Here is a 19,221-nt window from a genome sequence, read left to right on the forward strand (position 1 = left end):
TTCGGAATTTTCTCGGGTTCGTTTTTGTTTACTAAATTAGTTGCTTAAACACGCAACTAACCATACACAACAACGTTGTAACACATTTGACCAAATCAAGAAAATGCAGGAATTCAAACATTGGAAAGAGTTTATTAACCGAGTTTTAATCGACAGCGGAAAATTTGAAAATCCAAAAACTGAATTTAAAGGAGATGCGGAAACAGAAACTTTCAAATCAATTGTGGAAAATTCTCTGACTGAAATTCGAGTTGGATATTTAAAGGACAATTTACTTATCTATTTACATATTTTCAATCCGACAGTTCCAGGATATAATAAGTATGTGGAAGGAGAATATTTTTATAAACACGATTTTAGTGAAGATGGAGAAACTTACGGAAGTCCATCATTAGAATTTAATGAACAGAATCGGAATGGAATTCTCTCAATTCTTGAAAGTGGATTAAAAGGAAAAGAAGTTCAATTCGTGAAAAACAACATAATTCTGAAATCGAAACTTTACATTTCACAATATGACACGAACTTTAACTATTCTTATGACTTTACAAAGAGAGGTTTTTGGAACAAAATATTCGGACAGAAAATTGACAAAATGGACGGAATTGAAAAGAGAGAAATAGAGTTGAGTACAATATTTAGTGGAATAAAAAACGTGTTACAACAACGTGTATAATTAATTGCTTTGGCAAGTGCTTATTTGGAAAATTCCTTCGGAATTTTCTCGGGTTCGTTTTTGTTTACTAAATTAGTTGCTTAAACACGCAACTAACCATACACAACAACGTTGGGCATAATTTAACGAAATCGAAATATGGGATGGAAATCATCTTTAATAATAATTGAAAATAAAGAAAACTTTGCGGACGAAAGCGCAATATTAAAAGCTATCGGAAAATCGGAATATGAATTTGACCGTGAATCGACTCTTGATGAATGTATCTATCCGAACGACAAGTCTATAAATATTGGATATTTTAATGGTAATATAATTATTTGCGATGATTATCAGCTGACAACAAACAGTCTTGAAAGAGCAGACGAACTAATCTTAACAAAAGAGGAACAGAAACTTGTTGACTTATTTCCGACATCTGAAATTGTAACTGTCGCTTGTCATAGTGCTGTTAATTATCACGGATATTCCCTAATAGAAAGTGGAGTTAAAAAAAGACTTAAAATAATCACTTCCGATACACCAAGAATTGAGTTTGGAGAGAGAATAGAGGAAGAAATTAAAATCTATCAAAAATCTTATTCTAAAGACAATCAGAATTTCTGGAAAGATGATTATGACCCGGAAGAAGACCTTACAGAAGACCAATTAATGGAAGACTTTACTTTTGGTGTTGCCAAAAGAAGATTAGGAGTATTACTTGACCATTCGGACGGAGATGAATTAATGGAACAGATAATATTTAAGAAATTTAAGAATCCAAATCAAACGTCTGAAGTAACGGAATCAATAAAAGTTGAGAAAAAAGCTAAATGGATTAAATATGGAATAATTATTCTGATTTTAATAATTTGGCAAATATTGAAACGAACAGTTTTTAAGAATTAAAAAACTATGCCCAACACCGTGTATAATTAATTGCTCGAGTTTTTCTGTGCCAATCGGAAAATTCTCCGAATTTCCCTCAGATTCGTCCCTCTTTTGCTATCTTTAGTCGCAGAGCAACTAACCATACACAAACACGTTAGGCACAATACCCAAAAATGACAACAGAACATAATTTATATAAGTGTTTAAGTGATGCTTTTAATGAAGCTGGTTACAAAACAATATCGGACGAGCAATCCTTTAATTTTCTACCATTAAATCTTAATATTGAACCAGAAGTTATTGATATTAAAAGTTTTGAAAGTCAACAATATTCTTGTAGTGTAACATTAACTTTTAACAACCCTGTTAAATTTGAAAATAGCATAACTGAATATTCTATGGGAATAGGTAGTTCCGAATACGATGCTATCAAAAGTGCTTTTCAAAGGTGGATAGACTGCGATTTTCCACCTATTCACGACTATATCGGCTCTGGACACTCTGAATTAGGAAAAAAAATAGAAAGTGCTAGCTATTCTGGGGAGTTGAATAAATATTTAGGTTGGGATATCTATTTTGGTCCATTATTATAGTGTAAAGAAGTAAACAACACTCTTGAAACCAAAATCAACGAAAAAAATAGTAGTTTAATTCTTCAAAAATTATTTCAAGCTCTGACAGATAATATTCTAGGGAGACCTGGAACATATTTCATAAGGAATTTTATGTCTATTTCATCCGATAATAAAATTGATATTGACTGTAGACTGAATGGAGTAGATTGGACTCTTGGCAAACAATATCTGACTGAATATATTAAGAGCTTGCCCAAACAAAATCAAATATTTTTTTTAAAACAAAGTATACTTCTGAGTTCAAAACCTATTGAAGAGATAAAATCAGATACAATACTAAAAAAACTAGATGGAGAATTAGCAAAGATAAATAACAATAAAAAGTGGTGGGAAATATGGAAAAAGTAAAGTGCCTAACAATGGCTATAATTAATACGGGGTGTGGTACTTACTAAACTTAGTACTTTTAACAAAGTCCGCCAAATCTTTTGATTTGGCTTTAAAATGAAAAGATAAAACAAAATAAAAAGTTTTGGCAAAGTGCTTAATCGAAAGTTTGCTACTTTTAATTCCCGTACTAACCATAGCCTGAACATTGTACCTAATACAAGAAAACCTTCGCTACTAAATTGAAAAAACGGATTTTTATCATATTTGGAATACTGATTTTAATTGTAATCGGTTTTTTTGCGTCTAAAAAAATAAATCTAAATCCGAATTACGATGTTGGGCAAAAAATTGATAGTTTAAACGGAGTTGTGGTATATTTCAATGGTGGAGTTGGAAATGTTGATGGGCGAGAACTGACCAAAGATGGATATAATCTCGGATTGAAATATCAATGTGTAGAATTTGTAAAACGATATTATTTTGAAAAACTGAATCATAAAATGCCAGATAGTTATGGACACGCAAAAGACTTTTTTGATTCTAATGTAAAAGATGGAAAAACAAATAAACAGCGGAATTTAACTCAATATACTAATCCAAGCAGATCTAAACCAAAGGCAGACGATTTAATCATTTATTCAGGAACGACTCTTAATAAATATGGACACGTTTCAATCGTTTCAAAAGTGGACGAAAAAGAAGTTGAAATTATACAGCAGAATCCAGGTCCATTTGGGAATTCAAGAGAAAAATATGAACTAATAAATGAAGATGGAAAGTGGCGAATTAATAATGACCGAATTTTAGGTTGGTTAAGAAAGTAACCAAAAAGTACTAGGTACAACAACGTGTATAATCAATGCTTACCTCCTGCTTCATTTTAAATTTATATCTTTAAGCAACTGATTTGCAACACCTGAAAATCCTGCGGATTCTCAGTCGCACAAATCATACACGAACACGTTGTACGCAAGCTAAAAGTGAACCAAATTGACAACAAAATGAACCAATTGAAAAACCCTAAATAACTGGTAAAAGTTACCTTTACAAAAAAAGAAATGGTACAAGACTATAAAACTATAGACTTATTTGGGAAGTTACTATTTGAAACAATTATTTTAAAGCCACCTTACAAAAAGCCAAATTTGATGCCTAATGAGGCTTGCTTTTTGTATATACTTAAAGGTGAGTACGATTCAATTTCTGAAACTGAACGACTTAGGATTGAAGCCGAAGAGTCACTTTTAATGAAATGCGGAAACTACACTTGCAATATGCATCCATCAAAGGTTTCAGACACATATCAAGCGCTTGCTGTACATTTTTACCCTGACATTTTGATGAAAATCTATGAAAACAATCTTCCCGATTTTCTTACACAAAAAACACCTTTAGATATTGGAATGTCTAAACTTAACAGTGATATTCTAATTCGGAAATATATTGAAGACATATTGTTTTATTTTCAAAACCCAAAATTAGTAACAGAAGAAATCCTGATTTTAAAACTAAAGGAAATTATTCTGTTGTTAAATCAGACTAAAAATGCTCCTGCAATACGTTCTATACTTTCTAATTTATTTAGCCCAAATTCACATTCATTTAGAGAAATTGTTAAAGCTCATTACTATGAAAATATTACTTTAGATGAATTAGCTATCTTAAACAATCAAAGTTTATCTACTTTTAAAAGAGAATTTAAGAAGCTATACAACTCATCTCCAGCCGCTTTTTTGCGTGAAAGAAAACTAGAAAAATCTGAAAAATTACTTATTTCTACAGATTTAAGAACTACAGATATAGCATATGAGTGTGGATTTACAAATGTTTCTCATTTTTCAAAAACATTTAAAAATAAACATGGAATTTCTCCAACAATATTCAAGTTGACCCATTTAGACAAATCTTTGAACTAATCTTAAAACACTTCCTACTACTCTGTTCTCATCTTTGCATCATTAACAAAAAAACATGTAAATATGAAAACAGCACTTATTACAGGATCTAGCAACGGATTTGGTTATTTATCTACATTAACATTGGCCAGAAAAGGCTATAACGTTTGGGCAACAATGCGTGATACCCATGGAAAAAACAAAGCGAAAAAAGAAGAGCTTGAAAATATTGCATTAGAAGAAAACATTGCAATTACAGTAGCTGAATTAGATGTGACTAGTGATAAATCTACCAATGATTTGGTAGATAGAATTCTTATTGAAGAAGAAAACGGACTTGATGTTCTAGTAAATAATGCAGGTATAATGTATGTTGGCATTACAGAGGCATATAGTATAGAGCAAGCACAAGAACAATTTGACACGAACTTCTTTGGTGTTATTAGAGCATCAAAAGCATTTCTTCCTCTCTTAAAAAATTCTTCTGATGGACTAATTATCAATATCTCCTCATTAGCTGGACGATTAGTGTTTCCATATTTTGGAATCTATTGTGCAAGTAAATTTGCACTTGAAGCCTATTCACAAGCATTGAAATACGAATTAAAGCCTCTTGGTGTTGATGTTTCCATTATAGAGCCAGGTCCTTATCCATCAGGTCTATTATATAGTGGACCTAAAGAAGAAGATGCAAAAACTCTAGAAAGTTATGGAGAAATGGCTGATGTTCCAAAAGCAATGCTCCAAAACTTTGACCAATTCTATAAAAGTGATGCATCCCCAAATCCACAAGAAATTCCAGATGCTATTTTAAAAGTAATCGAATTGCAAAAAGGAGATAGACCCATTAGGCAAGCGATAGGAATAGATTACAGCACAAATGAGTTGAATAGTAAAACTAACTCAATTCAAGAAAATTTGATAAAAGAGGCTTTACAAATGGAACATTTAATTTAAATCATTAATAATGAAATATTTAAAAACAATAACAAATTTTGCTTTACTAGTATCATTACTATTATCGTGTACTACAAAAGCACAAAATTCAAATAATAACACAAAAAAAACAGATAAAATGAATGCGAAAAATCAAGAAATAGTAAACGTTGCTTTAATGTATATAAAAAATGGAGAGGAAGCACGTTTTGAAGAATACAAAAAGAAAGGTGGTGCCATTTTAGAAAAATACGGAGGAAAAATTGAACGCATTATCAAGCCAAAAATGTTAGCTGAAGGAGAAATGGAAATGCCAGATGAAATTCACTTCGCCAGCTATCCAAGCATTGAAGTATTTAACAAATTTAATGAAGATCCTGAGTTTATAAAAATTAGAAATGAATACGCGATTCCTGCACTTAAAGACATTTATGTTTTTACAAGTATGAATACTAACTTTGAATTTAAAAAAGAGGTTGGTGACAAAAGTAAGACTTATGGTGTTGCACTAATTTATTTTAATGAAGGTGAAAAATATGAAAAGCAATTTGAGGATTACCATGAAGAAGTTTGTGAAATTATGCCAGAATTTGGGACTCACTTTGAAAGATTTATAACTCCTTTTCAATCAAAAGGAAGTTTAGAACAACCTAATGAAATTCATCGCTTCTATTTTGATTCTATAGAAGGATTACAACAAATGGGAACAGATGAACGAATGAAAGCATTATTTCCAAAAAGAGACGCTTCATTAAAGAATCTATACTTTTTTATTGGAGAGGCTAGTTTATAATAACATATGGTTTAATATGGAGATAAGCCAACCTACAACAACGTGTATAAGTAATAGCGATTTGAGTTTTAATTCAAATCGCTATTCTATTTTATTTTGTAAATTACTTTGTGAAAAGTAGTGCACTAAAACTCGCTAATACTCATACACGAACACGTTGGCATTCATTAACCAGACTTCCAAAATAAAAATGAAAGAACTGAATACACTGAAAGAATTTAGGAAAGCAAAGAATTATACCCAAGAAGAATTAGCCAAACAATCTGGTATATCTATTAGAACCATTCAGCGTATTGAAAAAGGATTGACCAAAGGCAGTCCTCATACTTTAAAGGCATTAGCAAAAACACTAGATGTTGAAAGTTCAGATATTATAGTTTTAGCAGATGAAAATAACACTGCTAATAATGATTCCCGTAAATTAAAACTGATGAATTTCAGTATTCTATCTGTCTTACTTATCCCTTTTGGTAATATTATTCTTCCAACCATTTTTTTTCTTCTTCATAAATCGAATACACATGTAAATAGTATAGGACGAAGAATACTTAGTATTCAAATAATAAGTACTTTTCTTCTATGTGGTATAGCAATCAGCTTATTTTTTATTATTGGTCGCGGAGGTGGAGCTATTCCATTACCTGTACCCATAATTTACTTTATGTATACATCTGTAAATATCATTATTGTAATTCATACATCTATAGCCATAGACAAGAATGAACAAATCTTAAAATTCTTTCCAAACATAGTATAGCAAGGCAATTGTCATAAAAATGTCATAAAAACTGCTTATGACTTTTTCGCCAATAAAATCCTTATTCGAATATTTTTGAGGTCAATCAAAACAAATCGAATATGAAATTAAAAACAATCATTTTTGCAACACTAGTTTTAATATCTAGTCTTAGTTTTTCTCAAAATTTAGAAAAAAGCAAGCTTGATGAATTTTTTAATTCGCTCGAAAAGCGAAATGAAGCTATGGGCAGTATTTCAATTTCCAAAAACGGAAAACTTATCTATTCTAAAGCCATAGGCTATAAAACTATAGAAGGCAAAAACAGAATTAATGCTAATACTGATACACATTATAGAATTTGGTCTATTACAAAAACATATACTGCGGTAATGATTTTTCAATTGATAGAAGAAGGTAGATTGTCGTTAGAAACCACCTTAGATACGTTCTATCCTCTACTACCAAATGCAGAAAGCATAACCATAGAGCATATGCTTTCTCATAAAAGTGGTTTATTCGATTATGTGAACGATACAGATGAGGAAATAAGCTTGCATGGTATATCTAGCAAGGATACCGTTGCCGCCATTATTGCCAAACTCAAACCTAATTTTAAACCAGGCGAACAATTTAGTTATAGTAATACAAACTATCTATTTTTAGGATATATCATTGAACTATTAGATAAATCAACTTATGAAATAGCATTGTCAAAAAGAATTTCGGCTAAAGCAAATCTCAACAACACATATTTTGGCACACAAACAATAAGCAAAATCAATAATGTTGCTGAAACGTACCAGTACGACAATGATTGGAAAACCGTATCTGAAGAAGCAAATTATACTAATCATCTTGCTACTGCCGATGGTGGTATTGTATCTACTATAGAAGATATGACTTTATTCATTGATGCATTGTTTGATGGAAGGCTAGTTTCGAAAAAAAGTCTCAATAAAATGCTAGAAGGTGAAGGTTTTTATAGGCTTGGACTCATGAAAACTCAGTTCGAAAGCAGTGAAGGTTTTGGTCATACTGGTGGTTGGATATCCGAGTCTAGTCTATTTCATTACCCAAAAGATAACTTGTCAATTGCTTATGCAACCAATGGTATAGTGCTTAGAAAAGAAGATATATTAAATGATGTATTAAAAATTATTCATGGTAAACCGTTTACAATTTCTATGAATAGAAATTTGCAAGCACTTCTAATTTTTGGAATTGGATTGCTATTCTTTCTACTTGGTAAGTTAAAATTCAATGATTATGTAAATACAAAATATTCACTTTATGTAGGATACCTAATCGCTGTGCTATTTTGGTTAGGAACAATGTTCTCTGGGTTTTTATATGGTAATGATTATAGCCATATCAGAGATGGTATCCCACTATTAGATTCTTTTTACTCAGGTTCGGGTACTTTTAATGCAGGTATACAATTCACAATTGCTATGCTTTTTATTCCTTTTATCTATAGCATTTATAAAATTTGCAAGCAACAAAGCATTAATATACTTCCATTAATACCATTGGTTTTTATTCCTATTAATATGATAGGATCGTCACTATTCCCTTTCCCAAATCAGCTATTCCCTATTTTTGCCAACAGTATTATATTAAGCTTTCTAGGACCATTATTAGCTATTATTTTTTGGAGAGCAAAAAGATTATCTAAAATTAGAATACAGGCTGTAATTAGTTTCTTTTTGATGATGGTTTCCATAGGTTTTATGATTAGTAGATCTTCTATTCCAGAATTTGTCCATATGTATTGGGGTATCATTCAGAGGTTATTGTTTTTAGGATGGACCTCTTGGATTGTATTCATGAGTATACATTTTACAAAAGTCGTAAAACTTGGTAATGAAAGTAATCAGATAAACAAATAACGAAATGCCAACAACGTGTATAGTTAATAGCTCATTCTGTGTATACTCGGAAAATCCTACGGATTTTCCTCTGGGTCGTTTTCTTTTACTAACTTAGTCCTAGCCTACGCAACTAACCATACACGAACACGTTGTAGCCAATTTGAGGATGAGCTATCATGGTAACTCAAAAATATTTTGAAAAGACATTGTATGCAATCTCTATCACTTAATACAATCAGAGAAATAACATTTTAGTCATTTAGTATCATGAAAAAAATAATTAACACCAATACCAGCCGTTAAATAATGGTTCGTTTGATGTGTTGCTTTTGGCATATAATATGATTTCCAAATTAGGTTAGCAGGCGCTTTTTCATCTAATAGATTAATTGATAAATCAAACGCTATTTTCATTTTATCAACTTCATCTTCTCCCATACTCATAAATAGATTAGAACTTAAAGTAGGGTTATCTTTTAGAAAATCATCTAATTTCTTTACAAAAGCATTTTCTTCTCTCCAAAGAGCTGGGCTCAATGCAATTCTAGTATTAAAAAGATTAGGTTTTACAGTTAGCGAATAAAGTACCAATAACCCTTCACGAGAATGTCCTACAATAGTTCTTTGATTATTTGTGTTATAGTTTTTCTCAACTAATGATATTACTTCACTTTCTAGATACTCTAAAAAACTATCTGCTTTACCTAGTGGAGAATTAGTTTCATCTAAATCTTGCTTTAAGAAAGGTGGTGTTAAATCGCGTTGCCTTGTCTTTTGGTCAATACTTGGTATTCCAACGACTATGACTTCAGGAATATTGCCAACACGAGAAAGTAAATCAGCGTCTGCTGCAATAGTATAGGTTAGAGAATTACCTCCTAATACGTACACTACTGGATATTGTTTCTCATTTGTATAGTTTCTAGGTTTTTTCACAATTAACTCTCTCGTCTCTTGAAGTACTATTGATTCTATCTCATAGGTGTCATATGTTGATGGTGTTTCTGATGTATCTAGAATAATGAATGTAGCAAAAACTGACATTAATGATGCTATACACGCAATCAGTATCGTATAAATTGTTCTTTTTTTCATTTTTATTCATTTCTAATTACTTGTTAGAAGAATCAAATAACAAAAAGGTTACAATTAATAGTACTTTTATTTAATGAATGGCATTTTTAGTATAAAACAATATCTTACATAAGGACAAGATTTAATGTAAAAAAACTGGCAACAACAACGTGTATAGTTAATAGTGTTTAAAGATGGTTCGGGAAATTCTACCGAATTTCCGCACTCTTCGTTCTTTTTTGCTAACTTACCTCCTAACACTAATAACCATACACGAACACGTTGTAGCCAATTGACAATCAAGACTTAAAAATCATATTCTACATTTGTAGAAGTTAAATAAAACCTCTACGTTTGTAGAGTTAAAATATCATTATAAATGAAAAAAGTCTTACTTCTATTTATTATTCTGCTTGGATTAACTTCTTGTAAAGAAAATACAGAAAAACAAACAACATCTGATGAAACATCAAATACTATTGAAAATTCTGCAGAAATGACAGAAGAGCAAAAGGATTTGAAAAAGAGCGCGATACCAATTAATAGCTTATCAAAGTTAAGCAACAAGATATATGATGAAATTGCAAATTTTGAAATATTAATGGTTGGAGAAATGCATGGGACAAAAGAGCCCGCCGAATTTGTCTATGGTCTATGTGACCTTATAACTGAATCTGAGAAAAAAGTTGTCTTAGCCTTAGAAATCCGTGCTTCACAGATGGAAAACTTATCAAATGACATGTCAATTGCCCAATTAAAAGAATTGGATTTCTTTCGCAGAGAAAATTTTGATGGTAGAAATGGTGTATCAATGCTTGATTTAATCTACAATAGCATCCAAAATGAAAAAATCATTCTAAAATTTATTGATAATTCTTACCCGTCTTCAACCAGAGATTCATCCATGTACATGGAAATACGTAACATCCATAGTAAACATCCAAACACCAAAATAGTTACTCTAACTGGAAATGTACATAATTCTTTTACACCCCTTTTTGACAAAGTAAGGATTGGAGGTTACTTGTTAAATGATTCTGTTAATTTTGATTCTAAAAAAATCATGTCCATTAATCATGTATTTAGTGAAGGCAGCATGTTAAATAATGACGGTACAGGGTTAAAAATTAGCACTATTGAAAGAAAGGAAAATATTTATAATACTACCTTATCCCATGAAATGTTTTTATATAAGAAATTTCCTGAAGAACAAAATCGATGTACACATATCCTATATACTGATAAAGTAACGGCTTCAGGAATAGTTGAAAAAGATGATAGGTAATGATAATAAATCTATCTTTTACATAAAAATGGACTTGGCAAAACTAACTCAAGAACATAGAATTACAAACAGAAAATCTAATAAATCAAATAAAATAACTGGCCACAACAACGTGTATAATTAATTGCTTAATGGTGTTTAAAGATTATCACGGAAATTCTGCCGAATTTCCTTCACGCAGTTTCTTTTTGCTAACTTAGCGCTAACAGCAACTAACCATACACGAACACGTTAGCAACAATATAAAAAAATGAAGATAACCACATTGACACTTCTGTTACTTCTATGTTTCTCTTGTAAAGACAGAAGTCAAATTGCAAAGACTGAAACACAAAAAACTGATAATAATAAAATAGTAAAACCTGAATTTCAGTCAATTATTGATTCTTCTGATGTTAAAGGTTCAATATTAATTTACGATTTAAACAAGGACAAATACTATTCAAATGACTTTGAATGGTCAAACACGGGGAATTTACCAGCATCTACATTCAAAATCGCAAATTCAATTATCGGACTTGAAACTGGCGTAATTGAAAATGATAGTGCCATATTTAAATGGGATGGGGAAAAGAAATGGTTAAAAAATTGGGAACAAGACCTAATACTTAGAGATGCTTTTCAATTTTCTTGTGTTCATTGTTATCAAGAGGTTGCAAGAAAAATTGGTTCAAAAACAATGAACGGTTATATATCAAAACTTAACTATGGAAATCTAGAAATTGACTCTACTAACATCGATAAATTTTGGTTAGAAGGAGACTCCAGAATAAGTCAAATGCAACAAATCGACTTCCTGAAAAGGTTTTACAATTTTGAACTTCCTATTTCCAAAAGAACTGAGAGTATAATGCGAAATATTATGCTCATTGAAGAAACTGACCAATATAAACTTAGTGGAAAATCTGGTTTATCAAATAATAACGGAAAATACAATGGTTGGTTTGTTGGGTTTGTTGAATTTAAAAACGATACATACTTATTTGCCACAAATCTGGAGCCTAAAAAAGAGTTTGATTTCAATTCTTTTATTAAAAAAAGGTTGGATTTAACTCTTCTCGGTCTTAGAAAATTGAATGTTCTGAAATAAATACTGGTGCTAACAATGGCTATAGTTAATTATGAAAAAATTCTTAATCTATTTTATATTATTTAATTCATTATTTGCAATTGCGCAAACTGAAAGAGATGTACTAATAAATGACATTCAAAATTCTATTAAAGCGTATAACGAATCTGACTTTGAAACCTTATTAAAATATTTTCCAAAGTTTGTTTTTGACAATATTTCAAAAGAAGAATTATTGAAAGAATTATCAAAAAATCATAAAATAAAAACTATAGATATCTCTGAAATCAAAATTGATACAATTATGACAATTGATTCTGTAAAATATGCAAAATTTCAAATAGGATCCAATACGCCATCATATGGTATAAAAAATAATAGCAATTGGACTTTTATTGACGCAAACGAGAAAACAAAAAAGTATATCCCAATAGAAATTAGATAATCTTTTAATATAATTAACTACACACAACAACATGAATCATTAATAGTGTTATTGATGGCTTAGGAAATTCTACCGAATTCCTACACTCTTGGTTCTTTTTTGCTAACCTATTGCCTCAACACAACACACCAAGCCTTCTAAAATTTCATTCACAAAAAACAATTGCTTTCACAATTGGTTTTCCTTGTAGCGGGAACAGGATTAACTCGCTTCGCTCGTTGGACCATAAAAGAAAGCTTCCACAACAACCCAACTTTTAATTAAAATTTACTTTTTTGACATTTCAATTTTAAAAAGTAAACTTTCTAAAACCTTATTTACAAAAAAAGCCAAACACTTTCGTATTTGGCTTGTTGTAGCGGGAACTGGACTCTTATTTCACATTTCAGGTTATTTCAAAAGTATTCTAATCGAATCTAAATTACTTAAAAGCCTATTAAAACCTTTGTTTATAACATATTTGAAATTATCTGAAATATCAATTAATGTAGAAATATTCGGGAAGATTTCGGGAAGATTTATATATTTGCCATATAAATACTTAACTCATGGCATCAATCAAGTACTTAGTGAAAGGAAAAAAGAATCCTTCACATCTATATATCAGGTTTTATCATAGTAAAGATTTTGACCTAACTGTTAAAACAGGCATATTAATAAACCCTAGCCACTGGAATAACAAACTACAAAGGTTTAAGACAATTGCAGGAGAAATACCCGACCAAGCTAAAACAATTAAGTACACAGAAGAATTAAGAGCATTTATCGTTTCAGAGTACAACAAAAGTTATTCTAGCGGAGAAATAATGGCTACTCAATGGCTATCAAATACAGTAGACAGGTTTAACAATAGACCTAAAGACGGTGCAGATTATGAAACCTATTTTGTAACATTTGTTGAGAGATGGATAGAAGAATCAAAAAGTAGAGTTAACATGTCTTCTGGAAAAGTTATTAGTACCAGAACAATTCGCAAATACAATACCACTTTAGATAGGCTAAAAGAGTATGAAAAATTAAATAATATTCGTTTAAGACATTCAGATATAAGCTTAAAATTTCATCAAAAATTCATCAGTTATTTGGTCAGTAAAAAATATGGCAACAGTACAATTGAAAAATACATTAGTCAAATTAAAATGTTCTCTAGAGAAGCTGAGGTAAACGGATATAAAATCAATCCAGAGTACAAAAGTAGACGATTCTCATACAGAAGAAACAAACCTCTTGACCCCTATTTGTCAATTGAAGAAATCCAAAAGATTTTCGACCTAGAGATAACGGATTCAAGACTAGACAAAATAAGAGACCTTTTTATTGTTGGGTTATGGACGGGTTTAAGAATTAGCGATTTTAAAGAGCAAAGCCGACTTCAAATTGTCAATAACAACATATTGATTAGTCAAACTCAGAAAACACTAGCTCCAGTAACAATTCCAATTCATCCTCAAGTGCAATTTGTATTAGATAAAAGAAAAGGAAAACTACCTTCATTCAATCTATCTTCAACAGCATTAGAGGTTCTTTTTAATAAAGAAATAAAGAGGATTTGCAAAGAAGCTGGAATCATTCAAAAAATCATAGGAGACAAGCGAGACAAAGAGACCAATAGAAATGTAAGAGGTATTTACCCTAAACATGAATTAGTAAGCAGCCATATTTGCAGAAGGTCTTTCGTCACCAATCATTATGGAAAATTACCTAGCTTAGCAATCATGGCTATAACAACCCATTCATCAGAAAAACAACTAATGGATTACGTCAAAATATCTCAAGACCAATATATAGAGATGGTTAGGGAACATTGGGAAAAAGAAGAGTCAAAAAAAACTTTAAAAGTCGTATAAATGAATTATCTCCTCCATAGTATAAAAGATATTAATACAGCCTTTATAATCAAGCCCTACGATCCACACATTCATATTTCCTTTAATGACGACGAGAGGTTATTAATAGAAATAAATTCAAGTGTTTATAACCCCCATTTACCAAAATCAAAGGAAGCAATAATTGCTTCTTGGGCATTATTCGAATTAGATAGCTTTGGAGATGATTTTGAGAAAATCCCTATAAGCCTAAAAAAATATGACCCAAAGAAACATTTTGCAAAGTTTAAGTTTAACACATTAGAAGAAACTTTAGATTATAATGTCTTTAAAGCTGAAATGAGACACTGCATACAAGCAGATGAGGAAAGGTATAGGGAAGATGTTAGTAAAGGGCTATTGAGGGCTAACACAAGCTTAAAAATAAGGCATTTATTATCCAATAGGCTAGAGGGAATAAACAATTCCATAATATCCATAAGTCAGCTTGAATTAAACAAAACTCAAAATATTGTTAGAAACCTTTATTTGGATAGCTACAGATCTACTATAATCTATTTAAGTGACAAATACCAAGAATACTTGCCTAATAAAAACGAAGATAATGAGCTAGGCAAATTAATTACTCATGATAAAGTAAGTACTTTTCTAGCATTAGAAACCCAGCTTATTCATAAAGAATATATTCAAAAATCTGCTGGTCAATTATATTGGAACAATAAACGAGGCTTTAAAGTTAAACTAGTCAACTTTTGTAGACTTTTATATTCTAAAAATTATATAATCAAATACGTATCTATAGACAGAGTAATAGATTTCTTCGAGAAAAGATACAATATTCATACTGGAGATCAAGCAAAGCCGAGTAAGTTTAAAGGTTCAGAGAAACTTTTAGAAGTTAGCTTTTACTTTTTAAAGTTTTGATCTCTTCCAGTTCCCCTTAAATTCCCTTCAAAAAAAACACTTCTCAGCAATACTAAGGCATAAGTTGCTTCTGAATTCCCAATATTTAGCAACCTCTTTTATACCCGATATATTTGCCTCATAACATTAAAATAAAACTATGAGTGAACAAGTATTAATGTCTCAAATTACACCTGCTGAATTAGCAAGACTCATCACAGAAGGTGTGAGAGACGAAGTAGCAAAATTGATGAGTATAAATCGTGCCGAACAAACTCAAGAAAGCGAAGAAGAGTTTTTAACAATCAAAGAAGCCTGTAATTATTTAAAATGCTCTACAGCCAAACTTTGGAGGTTGAGAAGAGATGGTGAAATTCCATATATAACTAGCGGAAGAACCATTCTTATTTCTAAATCGGACTTGGATTCTTTTATTAAATCTAATAGAAAGAAAGGAGGTCAAGATGATTAGTTGTTATAGAAATTGTGTTTCCCCGAAAGTGATTAACGAAATAGATGTGTATCATGCCCTAAACTTAATTAAATCGCCTGAAGAACCTATAAAACATTTAATTGAAGAAGCTAGGCAGGCTTATACAAATGGTAGATTAACAGAATATAATAGAATTAAAAAAAGCCTTCCATGTGTAACCTTCAATTTTACATTTGATAAATGGAAGAAAGACAGAAATATAATTGAATCATCTGGTTTCATTTATCTAGATATTGACGGAACAACAGAAATTGACTTAAATCATCCATTGATTTTTGCTAGTTGGATATCACTATCAGGCTCTGGAAGAGGAGTATTAGTTAAAGTGGACAATCTCTCCAAAGCAAACTTTAAAAGCACTTATAAAGCAATAAGCAAGGAACTGAAAATAGAATCTGACACAAGAGCTAGAAAAGCAACTCAGTTCACCGTCTTAAGTCATGATTCTAAAATACATATCAATAATGATTCTATAACGTGGTTAGCCAGAAAAGAAAGTAAAATTAAAACCGCCCCCAGCACGCTAACATATATAAAAAAAGAGGAAGAGGATATAACCGAAATGGGGGCAAAATATGAAGTTAATTACGATAACATCGGTGACATTGACTTTGGTGGTAAAGACTATATATTCTTTCCAGATGAAAAAGAACTAATTGCTAAAGCATGGATACCAAAATTAATTGCAGTAGGCTCAAGAAACGAAATTTTATCTTCAATTGCGTTTCAATTTAGAGCTCTAAACCCAGACCTTACATTCGAAAATTTTGAAAACTTCATATATCGCATAAACAAATCAAGATGTGAAGTCCCATTAGAAGATGCAGAAGTTTTTAAAATAGTTTGCAAAATCGAAAAAACAGATATTCTAATTCCAATGCTAAATACACCAAGAAGAATAGTATTCAATCCTGAGAGCAACCTTACTAGAAAAGAAAAAATTGAAATAACCAATAAATATCTTGGCAAGTTAAGGAGTCAAAAAACATTAAAAGAGCTTGAGGGCTTTGTTAATAAATGGGACTATGAAGAAAACGGAAAAGTAAGCCAAAGAAAACTCGCCAAGGTATCTGGCAAAAACATAAAGACAATCGAAAGACATTATAAAGAAATACAAAGAATAACTAAAAAAAAGGAAAAAGAATTATCATTAAATATCCCGCCGTAATATCATCCTATTATAGCATCTATAGAATTCATAATTGTCATATAATTATTACTATTTGGGTTGACTTCGTAAGCTAATTTTGCAGCTTTTTTAGCCAATGATTCTTTATTTATCCTTTTAAACTTTGAATGATGATGAATAACATCTGATCTTGTTAACTTATACACCTCTATTGTCTTTAGTCCTTTTACTGTTTTAGCAATGAAAAAGAGTCCTTTTTTTAGCTTCAAATGGTGATTCCAATCTTCCAAATGAGGATTAAGAGTCACAAAGTACTGTGGCTGAATTGGAAATACGTTAAGACTACAACCATTAACTAATGAATTAAATTTACTTTTCTTCCCATTACACGGGTCACATGATACAACAAGATTTTTAGGGTGAAACATCCATTGTGGATATCTATCTTTATATAGTATATGCTCTAAAGGCTCTGTATATCCTTCAAAGTTAATTATCTTCCTACAGAACGCACATCTTTCATTCTGATCGTTGTAGTAAAGTGTTTTAATGTTCTTCTTAAAGTCGTCAAATGCCCCATCCTTCCAATCTCCTTTTTGAGGCTCATACCCATCCAATAAATCTAAATCATCATTATCATAAACGTAGGTCTTCCCTAGTAAAGAATACTTAATATCACCCATATTTTTGAATCAGCTTATCTATAACTTCTTTTAATGGGTCTTCTTTCGGAAGTTCATCAATATTAAGTTCTATCAACTCTTGAACTCTTTTCCTAATTTCGGGCGTATTATCTCTAAGTTCATTCTTGGAGATTAGCTCTAAAATTTCTCCAATTTTGTCTGCAACGTAATAATTTCTCGTAGTAGGTGTTTGGAACACCTCTAAAAGAATTTGTTCTGCCGACCAGCCAAATGTATTTTCAGGAATCGGATATGTTACTTTGACACCACTTTTATCATTCATAAGACCTACTACTTTTGAACCATTAGGTCTTACATCCGAAACTAAGAAATGAGAATGAGTAGATATTACAAAATGACAATCAGAGTAATCTTCAAAAGTTTTTACTATGAAATCATTTATATATCTCATTTGCCAATTAGGATGCAAACTAACCTCTGGTTCATCTAAAAGAACTAATGTATTGGGTTTTATTTGCGCCATTACCCCAATCAAAGTAGTTACTATATTCTGTTCTCCTGAACTGCTTTCTTTATAATTTAAAGGATTACCATTTTTAAAAAACACAATTTCAGGAGCTCTAATTATATCTAGTAAAGAAAGTTCTTTAAGTAAATCTGAATACTCTGTAATAGCACTTCCACTAATTATTTCAAAAGATAAAATTCTAGATTTAGAATTAGGTGGGCTTGTTAAAATATCATTCTTTGTCCAATCATTACAGGCATCTACTATCTTTCTAATAAGCTTAGTATCACTTTTAATTTTTTCATACCTCTTGAAACCCCAAGGAGGAGTTTTTCGATTTGTGTATTTTTCATACTCTTCAAAAAAACCTCTAAATCTATTTTCTGTCAAAGGCTTATCAATATTAAAAAAATGTTTTTGGTATATAGGTTTATATTGAATAAGTAACCTATCCTTAAATCCTATATTTTTTAGAAGCTCACCAAGTTTAAACCTTGTTAATATCTCATTAGAAGTTTCTAACGCATCGATAAGCATATCAACGGTTTTCCTAATATAAGTTTTTGTACCTGCTTGATTTGAAGATGTTCTGACCCCCAAGTATTTATAATAAGGTAAAACACCTTTAACATCATTAAAAAACTTATCAGTAATCATTAAAGATGAAACCAATAAAGCGTTAGGCATAGGAGCATCTTTAATATCTAGAGAATACCCATCTTTTTGAATCTTTGGAAACGGATAAGGCTTTTTAGATGTCAAAGATTTAAAATTAGGGCTCTTCTTATCATCATTGTAATTACCGAATGAATAGAAATGACCATCACACTCGTATTTAATCAAGAAGAAACCCGTAATAGAGTTAGAACGTTTATCTGTAGTTTTTATCGAATAAAGCTCTCTAAAAATATCTGATATCGCACGTAATAAATTACTCTTTCCAGTCCCATTGGAACCTATTAATAGTGATATATAAGGTTGTTTGTCAAATTGATCTTCGACATCAGAAAACTCGATTGACAGGTCTTTAAAAATTTTATGCTCTTTAAGCACAAGACTAATTATTCTAAAGCCTTTATTTCTTCCTCCTATAAACATAT

The 19,221-nt window shown here is 30.9% G+C and carries 20 protein-coding genes; 17 read left to right on the forward strand and 3 right to left on the reverse strand.

Annotation, left to right across the window (positions count from 1 at the left end):
• Nucleotides 1-40: 40 nt before the first annotated feature.
• The 10 genes from Q0783_RS12755 to Q0783_RS12800 all read left to right on the forward strand — a co-directional run bounded on the left by Q0783_RS12755 (nucleotide 41) and on the right by Q0783_RS12800 (nucleotide 8,763).
• The gene (locus Q0783_RS12755; protein ID WP_298895712.1) at nucleotides 41-676 is read left to right on the forward strand and encodes a hypothetical protein; all 636 of its coding nucleotides are present in this window, start codon (nucleotides 41-43) and stop codon (nucleotides 674-676) included.
• A gap of 138 nt (nucleotides 677-814) precedes the next feature.
• The gene (locus Q0783_RS12760; protein ID WP_298895714.1) at nucleotides 815-1,564 is read left to right on the forward strand and encodes a hypothetical protein; all 750 of its coding nucleotides are present in this window, start codon (nucleotides 815-817) and stop codon (nucleotides 1,562-1,564) included.
• Between the two features lie 155 nt (nucleotides 1,565-1,719).
• The gene (locus tag Q0783_RS12765) at nucleotides 1,720-2,139 is read left to right on the forward strand and encodes a DUF6348 family protein (protein ID WP_298895716.1); all 420 of its coding nucleotides are present in this window, start codon (nucleotides 1,720-1,722) and stop codon (nucleotides 2,137-2,139) included.
• A 57-nt stretch (nucleotides 2,140-2,196) separates the two neighbouring features.
• Nucleotides 2,197-2,529, forward strand: coding sequence for a DUF6348 family protein (locus tag Q0783_RS12770; protein WP_298895991.1), 333 nt, complete (start codon nucleotides 2,197-2,199; stop codon nucleotides 2,527-2,529).
• A gap of 221 nt (nucleotides 2,530-2,750) precedes the next feature.
• Nucleotides 2,751-3,335, forward strand: a complete 585-nt coding sequence (locus Q0783_RS12775; RefSeq protein ID WP_298895719.1) for a CHAP domain-containing protein — start codon at nucleotides 2,751-2,753, stop codon at nucleotides 3,333-3,335.
• A gap of 234 nt (nucleotides 3,336-3,569) precedes the next feature.
• Nucleotides 3,570-4,427 (forward strand): helix-turn-helix domain-containing protein, encoded by an 858-nt coding sequence (locus Q0783_RS12780; RefSeq protein ID WP_298895721.1) that lies wholly within the window; start codon nucleotides 3,570-3,572, stop codon nucleotides 4,425-4,427.
• 63 nt (nucleotides 4,428-4,490) lie between these two features.
• Nucleotides 4,491-5,363 carry an SDR family oxidoreductase gene (locus Q0783_RS12785; RefSeq protein ID WP_298895723.1) on the forward strand — a complete coding sequence of 291 codons (873 nt, stop codon included), beginning with the start codon at nucleotides 4,491-4,493 and terminating at the stop codon, nucleotides 5,361-5,363.
• Nucleotides 5,364-5,373: 10 nt separating this feature from the next.
• Complete coding sequence (locus tag Q0783_RS12790) at nucleotides 5,374-6,135, forward strand: DUF1330 domain-containing protein (RefSeq protein ID WP_298895725.1); 762 nt, start codon at nucleotides 5,374-5,376, stop codon at nucleotides 6,133-6,135.
• Nucleotides 6,136-6,325: 190 nt separating this feature from the next.
• The gene (locus Q0783_RS12795) at nucleotides 6,326-6,892 is read left to right on the forward strand and encodes a helix-turn-helix domain-containing protein (protein ID WP_298895727.1); all 567 of its coding nucleotides are present in this window, start codon (nucleotides 6,326-6,328) and stop codon (nucleotides 6,890-6,892) included.
• Between the two features lie 101 nt (nucleotides 6,893-6,993).
• Nucleotides 6,994-8,763, forward strand: a complete 1,770-nt coding sequence (locus tag Q0783_RS12800) for a serine hydrolase (protein WP_298895729.1) — start codon at nucleotides 6,994-6,996, stop codon at nucleotides 8,761-8,763.
• Between the two features lie 237 nt (nucleotides 8,764-9,000).
• Here the strand turns inward: Q0783_RS12800 and Q0783_RS12805 are convergent, their stop codons facing one another.
• Complete coding sequence (locus tag Q0783_RS12805) at nucleotides 9,001-9,840, reverse strand: alpha/beta hydrolase-fold protein (RefSeq protein WP_298895731.1); 840 nt, start codon at nucleotides 9,838-9,840, stop codon at nucleotides 9,001-9,003.
• Nucleotides 9,841-10,198: 358 nt separating this feature from the next.
• Between Q0783_RS12805 and Q0783_RS12810 the strand changes: the two genes are divergently transcribed.
• From Q0783_RS12810 to Q0783_RS12840, 7 genes are all read left to right on the forward strand, one after another.
• Nucleotides 10,199-11,104, forward strand: a complete 906-nt coding sequence (locus Q0783_RS12810) for a hypothetical protein (RefSeq protein ID WP_298895733.1) — start codon at nucleotides 10,199-10,201, stop codon at nucleotides 11,102-11,104.
• A 250-nt stretch (nucleotides 11,105-11,354) separates the two neighbouring features.
• Complete coding sequence (blaOXA, locus tag Q0783_RS12815; protein ID WP_298895735.1) at nucleotides 11,355-12,194, forward strand: class D beta-lactamase; 840 nt, start codon at nucleotides 11,355-11,357, stop codon at nucleotides 12,192-12,194.
• 31 nt (nucleotides 12,195-12,225) lie between these two features.
• Entirely contained in the window at nucleotides 12,226-12,618 is a 393-nt protein-coding gene (locus Q0783_RS12820; protein WP_298895737.1) for a hypothetical protein, read from the forward strand.
• A 548-nt stretch (nucleotides 12,619-13,166) separates the two neighbouring features.
• Nucleotides 13,167-14,465 carry a phage integrase SAM-like domain-containing protein gene (locus Q0783_RS12825; protein WP_298895739.1) on the forward strand — a complete coding sequence of 433 codons (1,299 nt, stop codon included), beginning with the start codon at nucleotides 13,167-13,169 and terminating at the stop codon, nucleotides 14,463-14,465.
• Nucleotides 14,466-15,368 (forward strand): hypothetical protein, encoded by a 903-nt coding sequence (locus tag Q0783_RS12830; protein ID WP_298895740.1) that lies wholly within the window; start codon nucleotides 14,466-14,468, stop codon nucleotides 15,366-15,368.
• Nucleotides 15,369-15,507: 139 nt separating this feature from the next.
• Nucleotides 15,508-15,819 carry a helix-turn-helix domain-containing protein gene (locus Q0783_RS12835; protein ID WP_298895742.1) on the forward strand — a complete coding sequence of 104 codons (312 nt, stop codon included), beginning with the start codon at nucleotides 15,508-15,510 and terminating at the stop codon, nucleotides 15,817-15,819.
• A 28-nt stretch (nucleotides 15,820-15,847) separates the two neighbouring features.
• Entirely contained in the window at nucleotides 15,848-17,008 is a 1,161-nt protein-coding gene (locus Q0783_RS12840) for a BT4734/BF3469 family protein (RefSeq protein WP_298895744.1), read from the forward strand.
• Between the two features lie 2 nt (nucleotides 17,009-17,010).
• Here the strand turns inward: Q0783_RS12840 and Q0783_RS12845 are convergent, their stop codons facing one another.
• Nucleotides 17,011-17,652 (reverse strand): hypothetical protein, encoded by a 642-nt coding sequence (locus tag Q0783_RS12845; protein WP_298895746.1) that lies wholly within the window; start codon nucleotides 17,650-17,652, stop codon nucleotides 17,011-17,013.
• Nucleotides 17,645-19,219 (reverse strand): AAA family ATPase, encoded by a 1,575-nt coding sequence (locus tag Q0783_RS12850; protein WP_298895748.1) that lies wholly within the window; start codon nucleotides 19,217-19,219, stop codon nucleotides 17,645-17,647. Before Q0783_RS12850 ends, Q0783_RS12845 begins: the two co-directional genes overlap by 8 nt.
• Nucleotides 19,220-19,221 lie beyond the last annotated feature (2 nt).

Source organism: uncultured Psychroserpens sp. (genome assembly GCF_947500255.1).
Taxonomy (GTDB): domain Bacteria; phylum Bacteroidota; class Bacteroidia; order Flavobacteriales; family Flavobacteriaceae; genus Psychroserpens.